Source organism: Pseudozobellia thermophila, from assembly GCF_900141855.1.
GTDB lineage: Bacteria > Bacteroidota > Bacteroidia > Flavobacteriales > Flavobacteriaceae > Pseudozobellia > Pseudozobellia thermophila.
Window position 1 is genome coordinate 91,842 of sequence record NZ_FQYU01000008.1, and the last position, 19,925, is coordinate 111,766.

Consider the following 19,925-nt stretch of genomic DNA (forward strand, 5'->3'; position numbering starts at 1 on the left):
GAAAGATGAGCCAAAAAATTAGGATAAAACTTAAGTCTTACGATCATAACTTGGTAGATAAATCTGCCGAGAAAATCGTAAAAACGGTAAAGACTACCGGAGCAGTGGTTACTGGGCCTATTCCTTTACCAACACATAAAAAGATCTTTACGGTATTGCGTTCGCCGCACGTAAATAAAAAATCGAGGGAGCAGTTTCAATTGAGCTCGTATAAGCGACTATTGGATATTTACAGCTCTTCGTCGAAGACCATCGATGCGCTAATGAAGCTTGAGCTTCCCAGTGGGGTCGAGGTCGAGATAAAGGTTTAAATGATTTGGGCCGCCCTTAAAGGGTGGCGGACATGTCCTAAGCTTCGGGCGAGGGAAAAACGGAGAAAAAAATTAATTCGGGGTCGAATAATTTTTGACCCTATTTTTTTGTCAAATAAACAATAAGGTTAATATGAACGGACAATGGGTTTCAATCGAAATCCAACGTCTATAATTTAAAATCAATTATGTCTGGGTTAATAGGAAGAAAAATTGGCATGACCAGCATCTTTGACGAGAACGGAAAGAACATTCCGTGTACCGTTATCGAGGCGGGGCCATGTGTGGTTACCCAAGTCAGAACCGAGGAAGTTGATGGCTATAACGGTCTGCAACTTGGTTTCGATGACAAGGCAGAGAAGCGTGCTAACAAGGCCGAGATCGGTCATTTTAAGAAAGCGGGCACATCTCCTAAAAAGAAGGTCGTCGAATTTAAAGGTTTTGAAGGGGAGTACAAATTAGGGGATACCGTTGGTGTTGACCTCTTTGTGGAAGGTGAATTTGTCGACGTGGTCGGTACATCCAAAGGTAAAGGCTTTCAGGGTGTTGTAAAACGTCACGGTTTTGGTGGTGTTGGCCAGGCTACCCACGGTCAGCACAATAGGCTAAGGGCTCCAGGTTCCATTGGGGCGGCCTCTTATCCTGCTAGAGTATTTAAAGGAATGAAAATGGCCGGTAGAATGGGTGGTGAACGAGTTACCATTCAAAACCTTAGGGTGTTGAAGGTTGTTCCGGAAAAGAATCTTTTGGTCGTAAAAGGTGCTGTTCCAGGTCATAAGAACGCTTACGTAACTATCGAGAAGTAATGAAGGTAGCAGTTTTAGATATCAAAGGAAAAGAAACGGGTAGAAAGGCAGACCTTTCTGATGCCGTTTTCGCAATAGAGCCCAACGAGCACGCAGTGTATTTGGACGTTAAGCAGTATTTGGCGCACCAGCGTCAAGGTACGCACAAGGCCAAGGAACGTGCCGAGATTGCGGGAAGTACACGCAAGATCAAAAAACAAAAAGGTACCGGTACCGCCCGTGCGGGAAGTATCAAGTCGCCCGTGTTCAGGGGCGGGGGTAGGATCTTTGGCCCGAGGCCCAAGGATTACTCACAAAAGTTGAACAAGAACGTTAAGCGTTTGGCAAGGAAATCGGCATTGAGCATCAAGTCGAGGGAAAACGCCATTATCGTTGTGGAGGACTTCAGTTTCGAAACTCCTAAGACCAAGGAATTTAAGGATATTTTGAAGTCCTTGGGCATTGAGAATAAAAAGTCCCTGATTGTCTTGGGCGATTCAAATAATAGCGTATATTTGTCTTCGCGAAATTTGAAGGGCTCCGAAGTTGTAACCTCCTCAGAAATAAGTACTTACAAGATTATGAACGCCAATAATATTGTCTTGGTCGAAAGTGCTTTGGAAGGATTGGAGTCGAATCTAAATAAAAATTAAGCCATGAGCGTGTTGATAAAACCTATTATAACCGAAAAAATGACCGCTGAAAGCGAGTTGTACAACCGGTATGGGTTCATAGTGGATCCCAAGGCCAACAAGATACAGATCAAGGATGCCGTTGAGGCTACTTACGGTGTTGCGGTCAAGAAGGTTAGGACCATGAACTATGGGCCTACTAGAAAAACGCGGTATACCAAGACCGGTATACAGCATGGCAAGACCAATTCGGTCAAGAAAGCGATTGTCGATGTCGTTGAAGGTGACATCATCGATTTTTACAGTAATCTATAAAGGCACAAAATGTCAGTTAGAAAATTAAAACCTATCACTCCAGGGCAGCGTTTTAGAGTAGTAAACGGATTTGACGCGATTACTGCTGATAAGCCGGAGAAAAGCTTGCTTGCTCCGTTAAAAAAGTCCGGAGGTAGAAACAGTCAAGGAAAGATGACCATGCGCCATAGGGGCGGGGGTCACAAGAGGAGGTATCGTATCATCGATTTTAAGAGGGACAAACAAGATGTTGTCGCAACGGTAAAATCGATACAGTACGATCCCAACAGAACGGCCTTTATCGCATTGGTCGAATATGCCGATGGCGAGAAAAGATACATTATTGCGCAAAACGGTTTGCAGGTGGGCCAAGAAGTTGCCGCTGGCGCTTCGGTCGCCCCTGAGATCGGAAACGCGCTTCCGTTGAGTGCCATTCCCTTGGGTACGATTATCTCTTGTATAGAGTTGAGACCGGGTCAGGGAGCTGTTATGGCTAGAAGTGCCGGTACCTTTGCCCAATTGATGGCGAAGGATGGCAAATTCGTAACGGTCAAGATGCCTTCCGGTGAGACACGATTGATATTGTCTTCCTGTATGGCCACCGTTGGTGCCGTATCCAACTCGGATCACCAGTTGTTGGTTTCAGGTAAGGCCGGTAGAAGTCGATGGTTGGGTAGAAGGCCAAGGACAAGGCCGGTTGCCATGAACCCTGTCGATCACCCAATGGGTGGTGGTGAAGGAAGGGCTTCCGGAGGACACCCAAGGTCTAGGAACGGTATACCTGCCAAAGGGTATAGGACCCGTGTCAAGACCAAAAAGACAAACAGATATATTTTAGAACGTAGAAAGAAATAAAAAGTAGAGAAAAATGGCACGTTCATTAAAAAAAGGACCTTACGTTCACTATAGCTTGGAGAAGAAAATCCAGCAAAATGTATCTTCCGGAAAGAAGAGTGTGATCAAAACGTGGTCAAGAGCATCGATGATTACACCCGATTTTGTGGGGCTTACCATTGCGGTTCATAACGGGAGGCAGTTTGTTCCCGTTTTTATAACCGAGAACATGGTAGGGCATAAATTAGGCGAATTTTCTCCGACACGATCTTTTAGGGGTCATGCGGGAGCTAAGAATAAAGGAAAGAAGTAAGCTATGGGAGTTCGAAAAAAACAAATGGCCGAAAGAATTAAGGCTGAGAAAAAGCAATTGGCGTTTGCCAAGTTGAACAACTGTCCAACCTCGCCCAGAAAAATGAGATTGGTAGCTGATTTGATTAGGGGAGTGGAAGTTGAGAAGGCTTTGGCCATCCTGAGGTTCAATCCTAAGGAGGCTTCCCGCAAGTTGGAAAAACTATTGCTTTCGGCCTTGGCCAACTGGCAGGCAAAGAACGAAGATGCAAGTGTTGAGGAAGCAGGTCTTTTTGTCAGGGAAATCCGCGTTGACGGGGGAACCATGTTGAAAAGATTGCGTCCGGCTCCACAAGGAAGGGCTCATAGAATCAGAAAGCGCTCGAACCATGTAACCTTGGTTTTGGGATCTAACAATAATACAGAAAGCTAGAATGGGACAAAAAACAAATCCGATAGGAAATCGTCTAGGAATCATCAGAGGTTGGGAGTCTAACTGGTACGGTGGAAACGATTATGGTGATAAGCTAGCTGAAGACAATAAGATACGCAAGTACATTCATGCCCGTTTGGCCAAGGCCAGTGTTTCGAGGGTAATTATCGAGCGTACGCTTAAATTGATAACCATTACCGTTACTACGGCCAGGCCGGGTATCATCATCGGTAAAGGTGGGCAGGAAGTGGATAAGCTGAAAGAAGAGCTTAAGAAGATTACGAACAAAGAGGTTCAGATCAACATCTACGAAATCAAGAGGCCGGAGCTCGACGCCAATTTGGTGGCTGCCAGCATCGCCCGTCAGATCGAAAGCCGTATTTCTTTTAGAAGGGCTATCAAGATGGCGATCGCTGCCGCTATGAGAATGAATGCCGAAGGAATCAAGGTTCAGATTTCCGGACGATTGAACGGGGCTGAAATGGCGCGTTCCGAGTCGTATAAAGATGGAAGGATTCCTCTATCTACGTTTCGTGCCGACATTGATTATGCCTTGCAAGAGGCGCAGACCACCTATGGTAAATTAGGGATCAAGGTCTGGATCATGAAGGGCGAGGTATACGGTAAGCGCGATCTTTCCCCATTGGTCGGTATGACCAAGGGACAGTCGGGCAAAGGAGGAGATAAACGCGACAGCACAAGAAAGCCACGTCGCAGAAAGTAATTTTAAAAGAGTAAGCAATGTTACAGCCAAAAAGAACCAAGTTTCGTAAGATGCAGAAAGGCCGCATGAAAGGTAATGCGGGCAGAGGTTTTCAATTGTCGAACGGTATGTTCGGAATCAAGACTTTGGATTCTAAATTTATAACATCACGTCAGATCGAGGCGGCCCGTATCGCGGCTACCCGTTATATGAAAAGACAAGGGCAACTTTGGATCAAGATCTTTCCGGACAAGCCCATCACCAAGAAGCCTCTCGAGGTTCGTATGGGTAAAGGTAAGGGTGCTCCCGAGTATTTCGTTGCCGCCGTCAAACCGGGCAGGGTGCTTTTTGAAGTGGCCGGGGTTCCTATGGATGTGGCAAAAGAGGCCTTGCGCCTGGCAGCTCAGAAATTACCCGTGCGTACCAAGTTTATCGTCGCCCGTGACTATGTTGAAGAAACTATTTAAGGTGTATCATGAAGAATAAAGAAATAAAAGAATTGTCCGTCGAAGAGCTTAAGGCAAAGCTTGCCGAGTACAAAAAGCAACATGCGGACCTTAAAATGGCTCATTTTGTTACACCGTTGGAAAATCCTCTTCAGATAAGGACTGTAAGAAGGACGGTGGCTAGATTGGCAACGGAATTAACTAATAGGGAAAACCAATAATTGGTTCTGCTTTATGGAAGAAAAAAGAAACTTAAGAAAAGAAAGAGTAGGGGTTGTAACCAGTAACAAAATGGAGAAGTCCATTGTAGTTGCCGAGGTGAAACGAGTAAAGCACCCTATGTACGGTAAGTTCGTTTTGAAAACGAAGAAATATGTCGCTCATGACGAGAAGAACGATTGTAATGAGGGAGATACCGTAAAAATAATGGAGACCCGTCCTTTGAGTAAGACCAAGTGTTGGAGATTAGTAGAAATCTTAGAAAGAGCTAAATAATTATGTTACAGCAAGAATCAAGGTTAAAGGTAGCTGATAATACTGGTGCAAAAGAGGTTTTGACCATCCGGGTTTTGGGTGGTACCAAACGTAGATATGCATCTATTGGCGATAAGATCGTCGTTACCGTTAAAGAGGCTACGCCGAATGGTGGTATAAAAAAGGGAGCTGTTTCTACGGCCGTAGTGGTACGCACCAAAAAAGAAGTTAGAAGACCTGACGGCTCATACATACGTTTTGATGATAATGCGTGCGTGTTGTTGAATCCAACCGGTGAAATGAGGGGTACCCGTGTTTTCGGTCCCGTTGCCCGCGAACTTCGCGACAAGCAGTTTATGAAAATTGTTTCATTGGCCCCTGAGGTACTTTAATATAGTAGAGCATGAAAAAGTTGAAAATAAAAACAGGAGATACGGTTCGAATTATTGCCGGAGACCATAAAGGTACCGAAGGCAAGGTTGTGTCCGTAGACCGCGAAAAGAACAAGGCGATCGTTGAGGGGGCCAATATGGTTTCCAAGCATGAGAAGCCCAGTGCGCAAAACCCTCAAGGTGGTATTGTTAAGAAAGAAGCTCCTATCCATATTTCGAACCTTTCGCTCATCGACCCAAAATCGGGCGAGGCGACCAGGGTCGGTTATGAAGTTAGGGACGGAAAGAAAGTAAGGTTTTCCAAGAAATCCAATGAAGTAATATAGTTATGGCTTACGTTTCAAGGTTAAAGAAAGAATATAAAGAGCGGGTTATCAAAGCTCTTCAAGACGAGTTCGGTTATAAGAACGTCATGGAGGTTCCTAAGCTTCAGAAAATTGTGGTCAGCAGGGGTGTCGGTGCCGCTGTTGCCGATAAGAAACTGATCGACCACGCGGTCGAGGAGCTCACCAGCATCACAGGCCAAAGGGCCGTGCCAACGGTCTCCAAAAAAGACGTTGCCGCCTTTAAACTGCGTAAGGGCATGCCTATCGGCGCCAAAGTTACGTTAAGGGGCGAGCGCATGTACGAATTCTTGGATCGCTTGATTACATCGGCATTGCCACGTGTACGTGATTTTCAGGGAATCCGCGCCACCGGCTTCGACGGACGGGGAAACTATAGCTTGGGCATTACCGAGCAGATTATTTTTCCTGAAATCAATATCGATAAGATCAACAGGATCAATGGTATGGATATTACCTTTGTGACAACGGCCCAGACCGATAAGGAGGCAAAGTCGCTATTAACTGAATTAGGATTACCATTTAAAAAGAACTAGAATGGCTAAAGAATCAATGAAGGCCCGTGAGCGAAAAAGGGCGAAGACAGTAGAGAAATATGCCGCAAAGAGAAAGGCTTTGAAAGAGGCCGGTGATTACGAGGCTTTGCAGAAATTGCCGCGTAACGCCTCTCCGGTGCGTATGCACAACCGCTGTAAATTGACCGGTAGGCCAAAGGGTTATATGAGAACTTTTGGTATTTCTAGGGTAATGTTCAGGGAAATGGCAAACAAAGGCTTGATCCCAGGGGTTAAAAAAGCAAGCTGGTAATAATAAGTTTAACTGGTTCCAGGTTCGTTCAAACAACGAAAACCGTTACCGAATTATATAAAGATGGTCACAGATACTATTGCAGATTATCTAACTAGGGTTAGAAACGCCAGCAGGGCTGGTCACAGGGTGGTAGAGATACCTGCCTCCAAAGTAAAGAAGGAAATAACCAAAATATTGTTCGATCAGGGCTATATTTTGAGCTACAAGTTTGTAGAGGACAAGACTCAAGGAACGATAAAAATCGCCTTGAAATACGATAAGGCCACCAAGGAGCCTGTCATCAAAAAGATCCAAAGGGTGAGTAAGCCCGGTTTGCGTAAGTATGCCGGTGTCGAGAACTTGCCAAGGGTGTTGAACGGACTTGGAATAGCGATCGTATCCACATCCCACGGGGTAATGACCAGCAAGCAGGCCAAGAACGAGAATGTAGGTGGTGAAGTGCTTTGCTACGTATATTAATCAGGAATAAAGTTTTAAGAAATGTCAAGAATAGGTAATAATCCGGTAGCGATTCCCGAGGGAGTGACCGTAGATATAAAGGATAACGAGATTGTTGTAAAAGGCAAGCTTGGAGAGTTGACCCAGGAGTATTCGGCTGTCGAGGTAAAGGTTGAAGGAAACGAGGTTTTTGTAACACGACCCTCCGATTCCAAGGAACACAAGGCCAAACATGGTCTGTACCGTTCCTTGATCGAAAACATGATCGAGGGAGTTTCCAAGGGTTGGACCAAGGAGCTAGAGTTGGTAGGGGTAGGTTACCGTGCCAGCAACCAGGGCCAAAAATTGGATCTGGCCTTAGGGTTTTCACACAATATTGTCTTTGAATTGGCTCCCGAGGTCAAAGTGGAGACTTCTTCCGAAAAAGGTAAGAACCCTATTGTAAAATTGACATCCCACGACAAGCAATTGGTCGGCCAGATCGCTGCCAAAATACGTTCTTTCCGTAAGCCTGAGCCTTACAAAGGAAAAGGTGTCAAGTTTGTAGGGGAACAATTGCGAAGAAAAGCAGGTAAATCAGCTTAATAGTATATCATGGCATTATCAAAGAGCGAAAGAAAACAGAGAATACGCAGAAGGATTAGAAAGGTTTCCTCAGGTACTCCCGAGAGACCGAGATTGTCTGTGTTTAGAAGCAACAGTGCAATTTATGCACAGGTTATAGACGATACGGAAGGGAAAACCCTTGTATCCGTTTCGTCGAGGGACAAAGACTTTGCCCAAGTAAAGGGCACGAAGAAAGAAGTGGCTGCTATCGTTGGAAAGGCGGTTGCCGAGAAATGTAAGGAAGCCGGTATTGATAAGGTGGCCTTCGATCGCGGTGGTAACCTGTATCACGGTAGGGTTAAAGCATTGGCCGAAGGGGCTCGTGAAGGAGGACTTAATTTTTAAATAATACTATGTACCAGAAATACAAGAACGTAGAGACTGTTAAACCTGGCGGTTTAGATTTAAAGGATAGATTGGTAGGTATACAGCGAGTTACCAAAGTGACCAAAGGTGGTAGGGCCTTCGGCTTTTCGGCCATAGTTGTTGTTGGAGACGAGAACGGTGTTGTCGGAAGCGGTTTGGGTAAATCAAAGGAAGTTGCAACGGCAATAGCCAAGGCAATTGAAGATGCCAAGAAAAACCTGATTCGCATACCTTTGAACAAAGGTACCGTGCCCCACGAGCAGAAAGGTAAATACGGTGGTGCAAGGGTATATATTCAGCCAGCCTCACACGGTACCGGGGTAATCGCCGGTGGTGCTGTCCGCGCGGTATTGGAATCGGTAGGTGTGCAGGACGTACTTTCCAAATCACAGGGGTCTTCCAACCCGCACAACGTGGTAAAGGCTACTTTCGATGCGCTTTTGCAGCTTAGGGATGCCGGTACGATAGCAAAACAAAGAGGAGTTTCTTTAGAGAAGGTATTTAAAGGATAAGCGAAAATTATTATGGCTAAGAAAATACAGGTAAAGCAGCTGAAGAGCAGTATCAAGAGACCACAGAACCAAAAGCGCACCTTAAAGGCTTTGGGTCTGAAAAAAATCGGTCAGGTGGTCGAACATGACGCGACCCCGAACATACTTGGTATGATAGATAAAGTTAAACATTTGGTTTCCACTCAGGAAGCTTAATATATACGATAGTGATGAATTTAAGCAATCTTAAGCCGGCAGCGGGTTCAGTAAACAGGGCAGGAAAAAGAGTTGGTAGAGGTCAAGGTTCCGGTAAAGGCGGAACGGCGACACGTGGCCATAAAGGTGCTAAGTCTCGATCCGGATATTCCAAGAAAATCGGTTTTGAAGGGGGTCAGATGCCACTTCAACGTCGAGTGCCCAAGTTCGGTTTTACAAACATCAACCGGGTAGAATACAAGGGTATAAACCTGGATAAGTTGCAGGAACTTGTCGATAAAAAAGTCGTTAAGGATACTGTAACCGTCGATACGCTTGTTGAAAACGGCTTGGCCAAAAGAAAGGATTTAATAAAAATATTGGGCGGTGGGGAACTTAAGGCTTCCCTTAAAGTTTCCGTGCATAAATTTACGGCGAGTGCCAAAGCGGCGATCGAAGCTGCTGGTGGAGAGGCAATAAATTTATAAGCATACCCGACTATGAAGAAATTTTTCGAGACCATATCCAACATTTGGAAGATTGAGGAACTGAGGAACCGTATTGTGCTGACCCTCGGGTTGCTGCTGGTTTACCGTTTCGGTTGCCAAATCGTTCTTCCGGGTATCGATTCGACACAGTTGGCGGCATTGGCCTCAGGTACCGACCAAGGTATCTTTGGTTTGTTGAACGCCTTTACCGGAGGTGCATTTGCCAACGCGTCGATATTCGCATTGGGTATTATGCCTTATATCTCTGCCTCCATTGTGGTGCAATTGATGAGTATAGCCATTCCCTATCTGCAGAAACTCGATAAGGAAGGCGAAAGCGGTAGAAAGACCAAGAACCAGATTACGCGTTGGTTGACCATCGGTATTTGTGTGGTACAGGCTCCGGCTTATTTGTACGGGCTTGAGGCCTTCGGGGTACAAGACAGTGCCTTTTTGTTGGGCAAAGGTCTTGATTTTATGATTCCCGCTGTATTGATCCTGGTTACCGGATGTGTATTTGCAATGTGGTTGGGGGAAAAGATTACCGATAAGGGAATCGGTAACGGTATTTCCCTTTTGATCATGATCGGGATCATTGCGACCATGCCCCAATCCTTTGTGCAGGAATTTTATTCGCGCACAACCAACAACACCGGGGGCTTGATGTTCATGTTGATCGAGGTTATCCTTTGGTTCCTGGTTATCTTGGCCAGTGTACTATTGGTAATGGCTACACGTCAGATACCGGTCCAGTATGCGAGAAGGACGGCTTCGGGCGGCTACGAGAAAAACATTATGGGTTCCCGTCAGTACATTCCCCTAAAGTTGAACGCCTCGGGGGTTATGCCCATCATCTTTGCCCAAGCGATTATGTTTGCGCCCAGTTTGATCGGTAAGACCTTTAACAATACGGCTGCGGGACAATGGATGGAAGTCCAGTTTCAAGACATCTTCGGATGGGCCTACAACTTGTTGTTCGCCATATTGATTATCATATTTACGTATTTCTATACGGCCATTACGGTGCCTACCAATAAGATGGCGGACGATTTGAAGCGTAGCGGGGGCTTTATACCAGGTATCCGTCCTGGAAAAGAAACCGGTGATTTTTTGGATAAGATAATGTCTTTGATAACTTTGCCGGGTTCGGTATTTTTGGCCGTCTTGGCGGTATTGCCGGCCATTGTGGTCAAACTTTTGGATATTCAGGCCAACTGGGCCCTGTTTTACGGCGGTACCTCGCTATTGATCATGGTAGGGGTGGCCATAGACACCGTTCAACAGGTAAACGCCTATTTGTTGAACAGACATTACGACGGTTTGATGAAGACCGGTAAAAATAGAAAAGTAGCATAAGTATGGCTAAACAAGCAGCAATAGAACAAGATGGATCTATAATCGAGGCATTGTCGAACGCAATGTTTCGCGTAGAACTTGAAAATGGGCACGTAGTTACGGCACATATTTCCGGTAAGATGCGTATGCATTATATCAAATTGCTTCCTGGAGACAAGGTCAAACTGGAAATGAGTCCCTATGACCTGTCCAAAGCTAGAATCACCTATAGATATTAATAGAAGAGAAAGATCGCGAGATGAAAGTTAGAGCATCAGTTAAGAAAAGAAGTGCCGACTGCAAGATAGTGCGCAGAAAGGGCAGGTTGTACGTAATCAACAAAAAGAATCCTAGATTTAAACAAAGACAAGGATAATTATGGCAAGAATTGCAGGTATAGACATACCAAAACAAAAAAGAGGTGTTATTGCCTTGACCTACATTTTCGGTATCGGGAGAAGTAGGGCCAAAGAGATTTTGGAGAAGGCCAATGTTAGCGAAGACACTAAGGTATCTGATTGGAACGATGATGAAATCGGCCGTATAAGGGAAGCTGTTTCCGCTTATACCATTGAGGGTGAATTGCGTTCGGAAACCCAATTGAACATTAAACGTTTGATGGATATTGGCTGTTACCGTGGCATTCGTCATAGATCCGGTCTTCCACTGCGCGGGCAGCGTACGAAAAACAATTCTAGGACTAGAAAAGGAAAAAGAAAAACGGTCGCCAACAAGAAAAAGGCAACTAAATAATAGTAGGTTATTATGGCAAAGTCAACTTCAAAGGCAGGTGCAAAAGCGGCAAAGAAACGTAAAGTTATCGTTGACTCGGTGGGTGAGGCCCACGTTACTGCATCTTTCAACAATATCATTATTTCCCTTACCAATAAGAAAGGAGACGTTATTTCTTGGTCTTCGGCAGGGAAGATGGGTTTTAGGGGTTCTAAAAAGAACACTCCCTATGCAGCTCAAGTAGCTGCCGAGGAGTGTGCTAAAACTGCACACGAGGCCGGTCTTAGAAAAGTGAAGGTCTATGTAAAAGGACCTGGTAACGGTAGGGAATCTGCCATAAGGGCCGTGCACAACTCGGGTATCGAGGTAACCGAGATCATCGATGTTACGCCAATGCCGCACAACGGTTGTAGGCCTCCGAAACGAAGAAGAGTATAATTTTATTCACTATAAATTTCACGGGAAATGTAGTTAACGATTATCGAAGGATAAGCCTTAATTCATAATCACATTTCCAAATCATTAGAAAATGGCAAGATACACAGGACCTAAAAGTAAGATCGCCCGTAAGTTCGGCGAAGCTATCTTCGGAGACGACAAGTCTTTCGAGAAAAAGAATTACCCTCCGGGACAACACGGTAACAACAGGCGACGAGGAAAAAAATCGGAGTACGCCGTGCAGTTGATGGAAAAGCAAAAAGCGAAATATACCTACGGTATTTTAGAAAAGCAGTTTAGAAACATATTCGCCAATGCCAAGAGAAAGGAAGGCGTAACCGGTGAAATATTGCTTCAATTGTGCGAGTGTCGTTTAGACAATGTGGTGTACCGTATGGGTATCGCCCCTTCGCGAAGAGGAGCAAGGCAATTGGTTTCGCACAGGCACATTACCGTAAATGGCGAGTTGGTCAATATTCCTTCATACACCTTAAAGGCAGGAGATGTTGTAGGTGTTCGTGAGAAATCAAAATCACTTCAGGTGATAAAGGATTCTCTTGATGCCAATAGTAATGTTTATGAGTGGATTACCTGGAACGCTGAAAAGAAGGAAGGAACTTTTGTTTCCGTACCCGAAAGACTGCAGATTCCAGAGAATATCAAAGAACAATTAATTGTTGAGCTTTACTCTAAATAACATAGAACACTAATTCATATGGCATTATTTAATTTTCAGAAACCCGATAAAGTAATAATGATCGATTCTTCGGATTTCGAAGGAAAGTTCGAATTCCGTCCTTTGGAACCCGGTTATGGATTAACTGTTGGGAACGCATTAAGAAGAGTATTGCTTTCTTCTTTGGAAGGTCATGCGATTACCTCCGTCAGAATTGACGGGGTAGAGCACGAGTTCTCTGTTATTTCGGGTGTGGTTGAAGATGTTACCGAAATCATATTGAACCTGAAGCAGGTACGCTTTAAAAAGCAGATCGAAGATTCAGAGGCCGAAGTGGTCTCTATCTCCGTTAGCGGCAAGGAGCAATTGACCGCCGGTGATTTCCAAAAGTTCATTTCAGGTTACCAGGTCTTGAATCCCGATTTGGTTATCTGCAATATGGATCCCAAGGTAAGCATCAATATGGAGATCGTTATCGATAAAGGTCGTGGTTACGTTCCTGCCGAGGAGAATAAAAAATCGAACGCGGCATTGGGAAGCATAGCCATCGACTCGATCTTTACACCGATAAAGAACGTAAAATACAGCATCGAGAACTTTCGTGTAGAGCAAAAGACCGATTACGAAAAATTGGTGTTCGAGATCGTTACCGACGGGTCTATCCATCCTAAGGATGCCTTGACAGAGGGGGCCAAGGTGTTGATCCACCACTTTATGTTGTTCTCCGATGAGCGTATTACGCTAGAGGCCGATGAAATCGCCCAAACGGAAACTTACGACGAAGAGTCTTTGCACATGCGTCAGCTCTTGAAGACCAAATTGGTAGATATGGATCTTTCGGTCCGTGCCCTGAACTGTTTGAAAGCGGCCGAGGTCGATACCTTGGGCGACTTGGTTTCCTTCAATAAGAACGACTTGATGAAGTTCAGGAACTTCGGTAAAAAATCACTGACCGAACTCGAAGAGTTGGTCATCAACAAAGGTCTTAGCTTTGGAATGGACCTTTCAAAATACAAATTAGATAAAGATTAACCGCTATTTCTTACAGGTTAGGGATACACCCTCAGTTGGAGAAATACAATAGAACGAAAAGATGAGACACGGTAAAAAGGTCAATCATTTAGGGAGAAAAACGGCGCATAGAAAGGCGATGTTGGCCAATATGGCCTGCTCCTTGATCGAGCACAAGAGAATCAATACTACGGTTGCAAAGGCCAAGGCGCTTAAGCAGTTTGTAGAGCCTTTGATTACAAAGGCAAAGGCGGAAAACAACATCACGGCCGAAAAAGGTACGCACAATCGTCGTATCGTATTCAAGAACCTCCGCGATAAATATGCGGTAACCGAACTGTTCGGTGCCGTGGCCGAAAAGGTAGGTGACCGTCCAGGAGGGTACACCCGAATTATCAAATTGGGCAACCGATTGGGTGATAACGCCGATATGGCAATGATAGAGTTGGTTGATTTTAACGAACTTTACAATGCCGGTAAGCCTAAAAAGAAAACGACCCGACGAAGCAGAAGGGGAGGCGGCAAAAAAGAAGAGGAGAAAACAGAGGTGCCTGCAGTAGCCCCGACCGAAAAAGCGGAGGCCCAGACCGATGTTGAAAATGTAACGGACGATTCAGAGGAATAAGATGTTCATAACTCCTAAAAACTTGAAAAGGATAAACTTAATAGTTTATCCTTTTTTTATGTTTAATTTTGAAAAATTAAGAAAGAGCAAGACAAATGAAGTATCGATCTAAAAAAAAGGCCCTGATATTATTGGCAGATGGTACTATTTTCTATGGTAAGGCCGTAGGGGATAAAGAAGGAACCGCTTTTGGTGAGGTCTGTTTTAATACAGGGATGACCGGTTACCAAGAAATTTTTACCGACCCATCGTATTACGGACAGTTGATGGTGACCACCAATGCCCATATCGGTAATTATGGTACCAACGTAGACGAGGTTGAGTCCGATTCGGTCAAGATATCCGGACTGATCTGCAGAAATTTCAGTTATGAATATTCAAGGGACGCCGCCGACAAAAGCCTGCAGGCGTTTTTGGACGAGAACAATCTCTTTGCCATCTCCGACGTAGATACACGGGCCTTGGTAAGTTACATTCGCGATAATGGTGCGATGAATGCCGTTATTTCCACCGATGTAAATAATATAGAGGATTTGAAAAGGCGTTTGGCCGAGGTTCCCAGTATGGAAGGGCTTGAGCTATCGTCCAAAGTGTCGACCAAGGAGGCGTATTTCGTAGGGGACGAAACCGCTCCCTATAAAATTGCTGCCCTCGACATCGGGATTAAGAAGAACATATTGAGAAACTTGGTCAAAAGGGGCGCGTATGTCAAGGTCTTTCCTTACAATACCTCCTTTGACGAAATGAGCGCATGGGAACCGGATGCCTATTTTATATCCAATGGCCCTGGGGATCCCGAGCCGCTTGTCGAGGCAATTGAGGCCGCCAAAAGGATGATCGAAAGCGCCAAGCCCGTTTTTGGTATTTGCCTGGGGCATCAGGTCATTGCCTTGGCCAATGGTATTTCTACCTATAAGATGCACAATGGGCATCGGGGAATCAACCATCCCGTACTCAACTTGGTGACCGGCAAGGGGGAAATAACCTCCCAAAACCACGGTTTCGCCATCAATAGGGAAGAAACCGAAGCCAACACCGATATCGAAATAACCCATGTACACCTGAACGACGATACGGTCGCAGGTATGCGGATGAAGGGCAAGGATGTGTTTTCGGTCCAGTACCATCCCGAAGCTAGTCCTGGACCCCATGATGCCGACTATCTCTTCGATCAATTTTTCGACTTGATCAAAAAGGGAACGGCGCAGGCCGTTTAGGTTAAACAATCGTTATTATCGATCAAATATACATCGCCGGCCATGTATTGTGCTCCTAGGGTTTTGTATATTTGTGAACCTTGAAAAACAATACTTTTTTGCAACTAAAAACATATTTATGAGTATTATACTAAGTGTACACGCACGACAGATTTTAGATTCCAGGGGCAATCCTACCGTAGAAGTGGATGTGGTAACTGAAAATGGTGTAATGGGCCGGGCGGCCGTGCCTTCTGGGGCATCAACAGGGGAACATGAGGCTGTGGAGTTGCGTGATGGCGGCGCTGCCTTTATGGGCAAAGGCGTCAGCAAGGCCGTTGAGAATGTCAATACCTTGATAGCCGAAGAGATTTTGGGCATGTCGGTATTCGAACAAAACCTTATCGATCAGGTAATGATCGATCTCGACGGCACCCCGAATAAATCCAAACTTGGGGCAAACGCCATTTTGGGCGTTTCATTGGCCGTTGCCAAGGCGGCGGCGAACGAATTGGGTATGCCCTTGTACCGTTATGTGGGCGGGGTTAGTGCCAATACCCTTCCCGTGCCCATGATGAATATCATCAACGGGGGGTCCCATTCCGATGCGCCTATCGCCTTCCAAGAATTTATGATCATGCCGGTGAAGGCCAATAGTTTTAGCCATGCCATGCAAATGGGTACCGAAATCTTCCACAACCTCAAGAAGGTCTTGCACGATCGAGACCTCAGCACCGCAGTGGGCGATGAAGGTGGTTTTGCGCCGAATCTTGCCGGTGGCACCGAAGATGCCTTGGATACGATAGCCAAAGCCGTTGACAAGGCGGGATATAAATTGGGTGACGAGGTGATGATCGCATTGGACTGTGCCTCGGCCGAATTCTATGTCGATGGCAAGTACGATTATACCAAGTTCGAAGGCAGCAAGGGAGTGGTGAGAACCTCGGAAGAACAGGCCGAGTACCTTGCCGAACTTTGTTCGAAATACCCCATTATCTCCATAGAGGACGGTATGGACGAGAACGACTGGGACGGATGGAAGGCCTTGACCGACAAGGTTGGTGATAAGGTACAACTTGTAGGTGACGATCTTTTCGTAACCAACGTAGAGCGCCTTTCAAGGGGAATCGAAAACGGAATCGCCAATTCAATTTTGATAAAGGTCAACCAAATCGGAACCCTTACCGAAACCATAGCCGCGGTTAACATGGCCAAGAACGCAGGGTATACCTCTGTCATGAGCCACCGCTCCGGTGAAACCGAGGACAACACCATTGCCGATTTGGCGGTAGCCCTGAATACAGGTCAGATCAAGACCGGTTCGGCCTCCCGATCCGATAGGATGGCCAAATACAATCAACTACTTCGAATAGAGGAAGAATTGGGCGATACGGCCTATTATCCCCAAGAGAAAGCCTTCAAGATCAAGTAGGTTTTTGCTATATAGACAAAAGAAAGCCCCTTCTCTCCAAAAATTGCTGGTGAGAAGGGCTTTTTTTTGGTCTCTTCACAAAGTTTACTTACCTTTTTCCCATAACCGTTAACTTGGACGCCCGATGAACAATTTTCTTTTTGTAGCTGCAGAAAACGACGCCATAGCCAATTGCAAGGCGGGTGGAATGGGTGACGTGGTTCGGGATGTTCCCCGCGAAATCGCCAGGCGCGGCGATAAGGTACATGTGGTGGTACCGGCCTATTCCCGATTGCACCACAATGGAACGTTTCGTACAAAACTGAATTTTAGACTACGGGGCATCGATTATTCGGCCGAGCTTTATGTGGTGGCCCCAAAAAAGGAATTTGAAAACATCATCCACTACGTGATCCATCATCCGGAAATTACGGAAGGAGGTATAGCCCATATTTATCACGACGACCCCACAGAGCCCTTTTTTAACGACTTTATAAAGTTTATCGTTTTCAATACGGCGGTGGCCGAAGCGATCAAAATGGGGGCTTTCGGCGAATTGGACGTCGTTCATATGCACGATTGGCATTCAAGTGCCCTATTGTTTCTCAAACACTACCATCCAGACTATAAGGTGTTGAAAAAAATGCGCTATGTATACAGTATCCACAACTTGGCGATACAGGGTATACGTCCTTTTTATGACAATTATGCCTCGGTCAACAATTGGTTTCCCGAGGTCGAATTGGACCACGGCGCCCTGAAAGATCCCAGGTATCACGATTGCATCAACCTGATGGCCGTGGGCATACGCTTGGCCGATGCCGTGCATACGGTGTCCAAGGCGTATAAGGAAGATGTTCTCCTGCCCAGTGCCCGGCCCGAGTTCGTCGGAGGGGAAAGCTTGGAGGGGGATCTGCAAAAGGCCAATAACGAAGGTCGGTTGTACGGTATCCTGAACGCATCGAACTACCAAAATATCCGGCAGGCCGAAAAGGGACTGTTGTACAGAAATACGGTAAAGGCCCTGTTCAGGTGGCTACAAGACGAGTCGAAAAAATACAAGGCCGATTTTTTGGCCCATACGGGCGAAAAGATCATGGAGTATGTTTCCAATAAGCCCAAATTTATCGTTTCGAGTGTGGCCCGGTTGACCGAACAAAAGTTCTATTTTTTTATGCGCTCGCCCGAGTCGTTCGAAAAAATACTGCAAAGACTGCAACAGGTCGATGGTATTTTTATGCTCTTGGGTACGGGCGATCCCGATTACGAACAACTGTTTCGCGATATGAGCTACAAACACAAAAACTTCATCTTTACCAACGGACAATCGGAAGACCTTATCGATTCGATGTACTTGGAAACCGACCTTTATTTTATGCCCAGTCTTTTCGAGCCCTGCGGAATAAGTCAAATGCTGGCCATGCGAAACGGCAACCCCTGTTTGGTACACCATACCGGAGGGCTTAAGGATACCGTTGAACATATGAAAACCGGTTTTGCGTTCGACGGCAAGACCTTTAGCGCCAAGCTGGCCGATATGGTAGCCAAGTTCGACGAGGCGTTGAACGTGTGGGAACACGACCGGCCCAAGTGGAATAGGATAAGGGCCAACGCCAAGAAAATGCGATTTACCTGGGAAAAGTCCTTGGATGAGTACTACGAAAAACTCTACCTGTTGTAATAGCTACATTGCACTCAAAAAAGTGTAGTTAATATTGGGTGAAAGCCCTATGCATAATTGTTAAGATGCCCCTTTTTTATTAATTTTACGGATCACTTAAATTCAAGTAAAAACTACAAATGTCAGATAAAGCCATATTAGAGTACAACGGCCAGAAATACGAATTTCCAGTAATAAAAGGCTCCGAAGATGAACATGCCATAGATATCAAGACTTTGCGCTCCGTTACCGGGGGGATGATAACGATCGATCCCGGTTACAAGAATACCGGTTCTTGCGAGAGCGCCATCACTTTTTTGGATGGGGAGAAAGGGATTTTGAGGTACCGCGGCTACTCGATTGAGGAGTTGGCCGAAAAGGCAGATTTTCTAGAAGTAGCCTACCTGCTCATTTTTGGTGAACTGCCCAATAAGGAAGAGCTTAAAAAGTTTCATAAGGATATTACGGACGAGTCGCACGTAGACGAGGAAATGAAGAAGATTTTGGACAGCTTTCCAAAGTCGGCCCACCCAATGGGGGTACTCTCTTCCTTGACAAGTGCCTTGATCGCTTTCAATTCTTCCACGGTAGATGTTTCGTCCGAAAAGGATATGTACGAGGCCATTGTCCGCATTTTGGCAAAATTTCCCGTGTTGGTAGCGTGGACCTTGCGCAAGAAGAAAGGATTGCCCTTGGACTACGGCGACGATACCTTGGGTTATGTCGAGAACATTCACAAAATGATGTTCAAGAGACCTAATCAAACCTATCAAAAGAACGATATTGTAATCAATGCTTTGGACAAATTGTTGATCCTACACGCCGATCACGAACAAAACTGTTCTACCTCGACCGTGCGAATTGTGGGTTCTTCCCATGCCGGGCTCTTTGCTTCCCTTTCCGCCGGTATATCGGCCCTCTGGGGACCACTGCACGGAGGGGCCAACCAGGCCGTGCTCGAAATGCTCGAAGCCATTGAAGCCGATGGGGGCGATACCAAAAAGTATATGGCGAAGGCCAAGGACAAACAAGATCCATTCAGGCTCATGGGCTTTGGCCACAGGGTGTATAAGAACTTTGATCCCCGTGCCAAGATTATCAAAAAGGCCGCCGATGAAGTCTTGGGCGATTTGGGAATCGATGATCCCATTTTGGATATAGCCAAGGGCCTTGAAAAAGAAGCCTTGGAGGATCCGTATTTTGTAGATAGAAAACTCTACCCGAACGTAGATTTCTATTCGGGCATAATCTACAGGGCCTTGGGTATACCTACCGAAATGTTCACCGTCATGTTCGCCTTGGGCCGTTTGCCGGGTTGGATTGCCCAGTGGAGGGAAATGAGACTACGGGGCGAGCCGATAGGTAGGCCAAGACAGGTGTATATCGGCGAAAAGCAAAGACCTTTTGTTGAACTCGATTTGAGGTAGGTCCCGTTTCCGAAAATTAATTGTCCTTTCATCTTTTGAAAGGACATTTTTTTATGCCAAATAGTACCTTTGCCCCAAACT

The 19,925-nt window shown here is 45.7% G+C and carries 33 protein-coding genes; all 33 read left to right on the forward strand.

What is annotated here, in order from left to right:
* Nucleotides 1-5 precede the first annotated feature (5 nt).
* The 33 genes from rpsJ (at nt 6) to BUB37_RS17020 (ending at nt 19,844) form a co-directional block, all read left to right on the forward strand.
* Nucleotides 6-311: a 30S ribosomal protein S10 gene (gene rpsJ, locus BUB37_RS16860; protein ID WP_007094989.1), complete on the forward strand. Its 306-nt coding sequence runs from the start codon at nt 6-8 to the stop codon at nt 309-311.
* 188 nt (nt 312-499) lie between these two features.
* A complete protein-coding gene (gene rplC / locus BUB37_RS16865) occupies nt 500-1,117 on the forward strand; it encodes a 50S ribosomal protein L3 (protein ID WP_072995000.1) in 618 nt (205 codons plus the stop codon).
* Nucleotides 1,117-1,749 (forward strand): 50S ribosomal protein L4, encoded by a 633-nt coding sequence (rplD, locus tag BUB37_RS16870; protein WP_072995001.1) that lies wholly within the window; start codon nt 1,117-1,119, stop codon nt 1,747-1,749. Before rplC ends, rplD begins: the two co-directional genes overlap by 1 nt.
* A gap of 3 nt (nt 1,750-1,752) precedes the next feature.
* Nucleotides 1,753-2,043: a 50S ribosomal protein L23 gene (gene rplW, locus BUB37_RS16875; RefSeq protein ID WP_072995002.1), complete on the forward strand. Its 291-nt coding sequence runs from the start codon at nt 1,753-1,755 to the stop codon at nt 2,041-2,043.
* 9 nt (nt 2,044-2,052) lie between these two features.
* Nucleotides 2,053-2,877 carry a 50S ribosomal protein L2 gene (gene rplB, locus BUB37_RS16880; protein ID WP_072995003.1) on the forward strand — a complete coding sequence of 275 codons (825 nt, stop codon included), beginning with the start codon at nt 2,053-2,055 and terminating at the stop codon, nt 2,875-2,877.
* Nucleotides 2,878-2,890: 13 nt separating this feature from the next.
* On the forward strand, nt 2,891-3,169 hold the full coding sequence (gene rpsS / locus BUB37_RS16885; RefSeq protein WP_072995004.1) for a 30S ribosomal protein S19: 279 nt from the start codon (nt 2,891-2,893) through the stop codon (nt 3,167-3,169).
* A 3-nt stretch (nt 3,170-3,172) separates the two neighbouring features.
* Nucleotides 3,173-3,580 carry a 50S ribosomal protein L22 gene (rplV, locus tag BUB37_RS16890; RefSeq protein WP_072995005.1) on the forward strand — a complete coding sequence of 136 codons (408 nt, stop codon included), beginning with the start codon at nt 3,173-3,175 and terminating at the stop codon, nt 3,578-3,580.
* A gap of 1 nt (nt 3,581) precedes the next feature.
* Nucleotides 3,582-4,304 (forward strand): 30S ribosomal protein S3, encoded by a 723-nt coding sequence (gene rpsC, locus BUB37_RS16895; protein ID WP_072995006.1) that lies wholly within the window; start codon nt 3,582-3,584, stop codon nt 4,302-4,304.
* A 17-nt stretch (nt 4,305-4,321) separates the two neighbouring features.
* Nucleotides 4,322-4,750, forward strand: coding sequence for a 50S ribosomal protein L16 (rplP, locus tag BUB37_RS16900; protein ID WP_072995007.1), 429 nt, complete (start codon nt 4,322-4,324; stop codon nt 4,748-4,750).
* Nucleotides 4,751-4,758: 8 nt separating this feature from the next.
* The gene (rpmC, locus tag BUB37_RS16905) at nt 4,759-4,950 is read left to right on the forward strand and encodes a 50S ribosomal protein L29 (RefSeq protein ID WP_072995008.1); all 192 of its coding nucleotides are present in this window, start codon (nt 4,759-4,761) and stop codon (nt 4,948-4,950) included.
* Between the two features lie 13 nt (nt 4,951-4,963).
* Entirely contained in the window at nt 4,964-5,224 is a 261-nt protein-coding gene (gene rpsQ / locus BUB37_RS16910; RefSeq protein ID WP_072995009.1) for a 30S ribosomal protein S17, read from the forward strand.
* Nucleotides 5,225-5,226: 2 nt separating this feature from the next.
* Nucleotides 5,227-5,595 carry a 50S ribosomal protein L14 gene (rplN, locus tag BUB37_RS16915; RefSeq protein WP_013993867.1) on the forward strand — a complete coding sequence of 123 codons (369 nt, stop codon included), beginning with the start codon at nt 5,227-5,229 and terminating at the stop codon, nt 5,593-5,595.
* 11 nt (nt 5,596-5,606) lie between these two features.
* Entirely contained in the window at nt 5,607-5,921 is a 315-nt protein-coding gene (gene rplX / locus BUB37_RS16920; protein ID WP_072995010.1) for a 50S ribosomal protein L24, read from the forward strand.
* 2 nt (nt 5,922-5,923) lie between these two features.
* On the forward strand, nt 5,924-6,475 hold the full coding sequence (gene rplE, locus BUB37_RS16925; protein WP_072995011.1) for a 50S ribosomal protein L5: 552 nt from the start codon (nt 5,924-5,926) through the stop codon (nt 6,473-6,475).
* Between the two features lies 1 nt (nt 6,476).
* Nucleotides 6,477-6,746, forward strand: coding sequence for a 30S ribosomal protein S14 (rpsN, locus tag BUB37_RS16930; RefSeq protein WP_072995012.1), 270 nt, complete (start codon nt 6,477-6,479; stop codon nt 6,744-6,746).
* A gap of 63 nt (nt 6,747-6,809) precedes the next feature.
* Complete coding sequence (rpsH, locus tag BUB37_RS16935; RefSeq protein ID WP_072995013.1) at nt 6,810-7,208, forward strand: 30S ribosomal protein S8; 399 nt, start codon at nt 6,810-6,812, stop codon at nt 7,206-7,208.
* Between the two features lie 21 nt (nt 7,209-7,229).
* Complete coding sequence (gene rplF, locus BUB37_RS16940) at nt 7,230-7,772, forward strand: 50S ribosomal protein L6 (RefSeq protein WP_072995014.1); 543 nt, start codon at nt 7,230-7,232, stop codon at nt 7,770-7,772.
* 9 nt (nt 7,773-7,781) lie between these two features.
* The gene (gene rplR, locus BUB37_RS16945; protein ID WP_072995015.1) at nt 7,782-8,138 is read left to right on the forward strand and encodes a 50S ribosomal protein L18; all 357 of its coding nucleotides are present in this window, start codon (nt 7,782-7,784) and stop codon (nt 8,136-8,138) included.
* An 8-nt stretch (nt 8,139-8,146) separates the two neighbouring features.
* Nucleotides 8,147-8,671 carry a 30S ribosomal protein S5 gene (rpsE, locus tag BUB37_RS16950; protein ID WP_072995016.1) on the forward strand — a complete coding sequence of 175 codons (525 nt, stop codon included), beginning with the start codon at nt 8,147-8,149 and terminating at the stop codon, nt 8,669-8,671.
* 12 nt (nt 8,672-8,683) lie between these two features.
* Complete coding sequence (rpmD, locus tag BUB37_RS16955) at nt 8,684-8,866, forward strand: 50S ribosomal protein L30 (protein ID WP_072995017.1); 183 nt, start codon at nt 8,684-8,686, stop codon at nt 8,864-8,866.
* Between the two features lie 14 nt (nt 8,867-8,880).
* Entirely contained in the window at nt 8,881-9,333 is a 453-nt protein-coding gene (rplO, locus tag BUB37_RS16960) for a 50S ribosomal protein L15 (RefSeq protein ID WP_072995018.1), read from the forward strand.
* Between the two features lie 12 nt (nt 9,334-9,345).
* Nucleotides 9,346-10,689, forward strand: a complete 1,344-nt coding sequence (secY, locus tag BUB37_RS16965; protein ID WP_072995019.1) for a preprotein translocase subunit SecY — start codon at nt 9,346-9,348, stop codon at nt 10,687-10,689.
* A 2-nt stretch (nt 10,690-10,691) separates the two neighbouring features.
* Nucleotides 10,692-10,907 (forward strand): translation initiation factor IF-1, encoded by a 216-nt coding sequence (infA, locus tag BUB37_RS16970; RefSeq protein ID WP_013751343.1) that lies wholly within the window; start codon nt 10,692-10,694, stop codon nt 10,905-10,907.
* A gap of 20 nt (nt 10,908-10,927) precedes the next feature.
* Entirely contained in the window at nt 10,928-11,044 is a 117-nt protein-coding gene (gene ykgO / locus BUB37_RS16975; protein ID WP_013305171.1) for a type B 50S ribosomal protein L36, read from the forward strand.
* A gap of 2 nt (nt 11,045-11,046) precedes the next feature.
* Entirely contained in the window at nt 11,047-11,421 is a 375-nt protein-coding gene (gene rpsM / locus BUB37_RS16980; protein WP_072995020.1) for a 30S ribosomal protein S13, read from the forward strand.
* Between the two features lie 12 nt (nt 11,422-11,433).
* Nucleotides 11,434-11,838, forward strand: a complete 405-nt coding sequence (gene rpsK, locus BUB37_RS16985) for a 30S ribosomal protein S11 (RefSeq protein ID WP_072995021.1) — start codon at nt 11,434-11,436, stop codon at nt 11,836-11,838.
* Between the two features lie 91 nt (nt 11,839-11,929).
* Nucleotides 11,930-12,535 (forward strand): 30S ribosomal protein S4, encoded by a 606-nt coding sequence (gene rpsD / locus BUB37_RS16990; protein WP_072995022.1) that lies wholly within the window; start codon nt 11,930-11,932, stop codon nt 12,533-12,535.
* A gap of 18 nt (nt 12,536-12,553) precedes the next feature.
* Entirely contained in the window at nt 12,554-13,546 is a 993-nt protein-coding gene (locus tag BUB37_RS16995; protein ID WP_072995023.1) for a DNA-directed RNA polymerase subunit alpha, read from the forward strand.
* Nucleotides 13,547-13,607: 61 nt separating this feature from the next.
* Nucleotides 13,608-14,150 (forward strand): 50S ribosomal protein L17, encoded by a 543-nt coding sequence (gene rplQ / locus BUB37_RS17000; RefSeq protein ID WP_072995024.1) that lies wholly within the window; start codon nt 13,608-13,610, stop codon nt 14,148-14,150.
* Between the two features lie 95 nt (nt 14,151-14,245).
* Complete coding sequence (gene carA / locus BUB37_RS17005; RefSeq protein ID WP_072995025.1) at nt 14,246-15,367, forward strand: glutamine-hydrolyzing carbamoyl-phosphate synthase small subunit; 1,122 nt, start codon at nt 14,246-14,248, stop codon at nt 15,365-15,367.
* Nucleotides 15,368-15,485: 118 nt separating this feature from the next.
* Entirely contained in the window at nt 15,486-16,778 is a 1,293-nt protein-coding gene (gene eno, locus BUB37_RS17010) for a phosphopyruvate hydratase (RefSeq protein WP_072995026.1), read from the forward strand.
* A 124-nt stretch (nt 16,779-16,902) separates the two neighbouring features.
* Nucleotides 16,903-18,438 (forward strand): glycogen synthase, encoded by a 1,536-nt coding sequence (locus tag BUB37_RS17015; protein ID WP_072995027.1) that lies wholly within the window; start codon nt 16,903-16,905, stop codon nt 18,436-18,438.
* Nucleotides 18,439-18,557: 119 nt separating this feature from the next.
* Nucleotides 18,558-19,844 (forward strand): citrate synthase, encoded by a 1,287-nt coding sequence (locus BUB37_RS17020; RefSeq protein WP_072995028.1) that lies wholly within the window; start codon nt 18,558-18,560, stop codon nt 19,842-19,844.
* The last annotated feature ends 81 nt before the right edge of the window (nt 19,845-19,925 follow it).

Coding starts and splice junctions, on each gene's coding strand:
- rplW (WP_072995002.1), top strand. CDS start 1,753: ATGAGCGTGTTGATAAAACCTATTATAACCGAAAAAATGACCGCTGAA.
- rplB (WP_072995003.1), top strand. CDS start 2,053: ATGTCAGTTAGAAAATTAAAACCTATCACTCCAGGGCAGCGTTTTAGA.
- rplN (WP_013993867.1), top strand. CDS start 5,227: ATGTTACAGCAAGAATCAAGGTTAAAGGTAGCTGATAATACTGGTGCA.
- rpsQ (WP_072995009.1), top strand. CDS start 4,964: ATGGAAGAAAAAAGAAACTTAAGAAAAGAAAGAGTAGGGGTTGTAACC.
- rpmD (WP_072995017.1), top strand. CDS start 8,684: ATGGCTAAGAAAATACAGGTAAAGCAGCTGAAGAGCAGTATCAAGAGA.
- ykgO (WP_013305171.1), top strand. CDS start 10,928: ATGAAAGTTAGAGCATCAGTTAAGAAAAGAAGTGCCGACTGCAAGATA.
- rplV (WP_072995005.1), top strand. CDS start 3,173: ATGGGAGTTCGAAAAAAACAAATGGCCGAAAGAATTAAGGCTGAGAAA.
- rpsH (WP_072995013.1), top strand. CDS start 6,810: ATGGTCACAGATACTATTGCAGATTATCTAACTAGGGTTAGAAACGCC.
- rplX (WP_072995010.1), top strand. CDS start 5,607: ATGAAAAAGTTGAAAATAAAAACAGGAGATACGGTTCGAATTATTGCC.
- rpsM (WP_072995020.1), top strand. CDS start 11,047: ATGGCAAGAATTGCAGGTATAGACATACCAAAACAAAAAAGAGGTGTT.
- rplR (WP_072995015.1), top strand. CDS start 7,782: ATGGCATTATCAAAGAGCGAAAGAAAACAGAGAATACGCAGAAGGATT.
- rplD (WP_072995001.1), top strand. CDS start 1,117: ATGAAGGTAGCAGTTTTAGATATCAAAGGAAAAGAAACGGGTAGAAAG.
- rplF (WP_072995014.1), top strand. CDS start 7,230: ATGTCAAGAATAGGTAATAATCCGGTAGCGATTCCCGAGGGAGTGACC.
- eno (WP_072995026.1), top strand. CDS start 15,486: ATGAGTATTATACTAAGTGTACACGCACGACAGATTTTAGATTCCAGG.
- rpsJ (WP_007094989.1), top strand. CDS start 6: ATGAGCCAAAAAATTAGGATAAAACTTAAGTCTTACGATCATAACTTG.
- rpsE (WP_072995016.1), top strand. CDS start 8,147: ATGTACCAGAAATACAAGAACGTAGAGACTGTTAAACCTGGCGGTTTA.
- BUB37_RS17015 (WP_072995027.1), top strand. CDS start 16,903: ATGAACAATTTTCTTTTTGTAGCTGCAGAAAACGACGCCATAGCCAAT.
- BUB37_RS17020 (WP_072995028.1), top strand. CDS start 18,558: ATGTCAGATAAAGCCATATTAGAGTACAACGGCCAGAAATACGAATTT.
- rpsK (WP_072995021.1), top strand. CDS start 11,434: ATGGCAAAGTCAACTTCAAAGGCAGGTGCAAAAGCGGCAAAGAAACGT.
- rpsN (WP_072995012.1), top strand. CDS start 6,477: ATGGCTAAAGAATCAATGAAGGCCCGTGAGCGAAAAAGGGCGAAGACA.
- rplQ (WP_072995024.1), top strand. CDS start 13,608: ATGAGACACGGTAAAAAGGTCAATCATTTAGGGAGAAAAACGGCGCAT.
- rpsC (WP_072995006.1), top strand. CDS start 3,582: ATGGGACAAAAAACAAATCCGATAGGAAATCGTCTAGGAATCATCAGA.
- rplC (WP_072995000.1), top strand. CDS start 500: ATGTCTGGGTTAATAGGAAGAAAAATTGGCATGACCAGCATCTTTGAC.
- rpsD (WP_072995022.1), top strand. CDS start 11,930: ATGGCAAGATACACAGGACCTAAAAGTAAGATCGCCCGTAAGTTCGGC.
- rpmC (WP_072995008.1), top strand. CDS start 4,759: ATGAAGAATAAAGAAATAAAAGAATTGTCCGTCGAAGAGCTTAAGGCA.
- infA (WP_013751343.1), top strand. CDS start 10,692: ATGGCTAAACAAGCAGCAATAGAACAAGATGGATCTATAATCGAGGCA.
- secY (WP_072995019.1), top strand. CDS start 9,346: ATGAAGAAATTTTTCGAGACCATATCCAACATTTGGAAGATTGAGGAA.
- rplP (WP_072995007.1), top strand. CDS start 4,322: ATGTTACAGCCAAAAAGAACCAAGTTTCGTAAGATGCAGAAAGGCCGC.
- rpsS (WP_072995004.1), top strand. CDS start 2,891: ATGGCACGTTCATTAAAAAAAGGACCTTACGTTCACTATAGCTTGGAG.
- rplO (WP_072995018.1), top strand. CDS start 8,881: ATGAATTTAAGCAATCTTAAGCCGGCAGCGGGTTCAGTAAACAGGGCA.
- rplE (WP_072995011.1), top strand. CDS start 5,924: ATGGCTTACGTTTCAAGGTTAAAGAAAGAATATAAAGAGCGGGTTATC.
- carA (WP_072995025.1), top strand. CDS start 14,246: ATGAAGTATCGATCTAAAAAAAAGGCCCTGATATTATTGGCAGATGGT.
- BUB37_RS16995 (WP_072995023.1), top strand. CDS start 12,554: ATGGCATTATTTAATTTTCAGAAACCCGATAAAGTAATAATGATCGAT.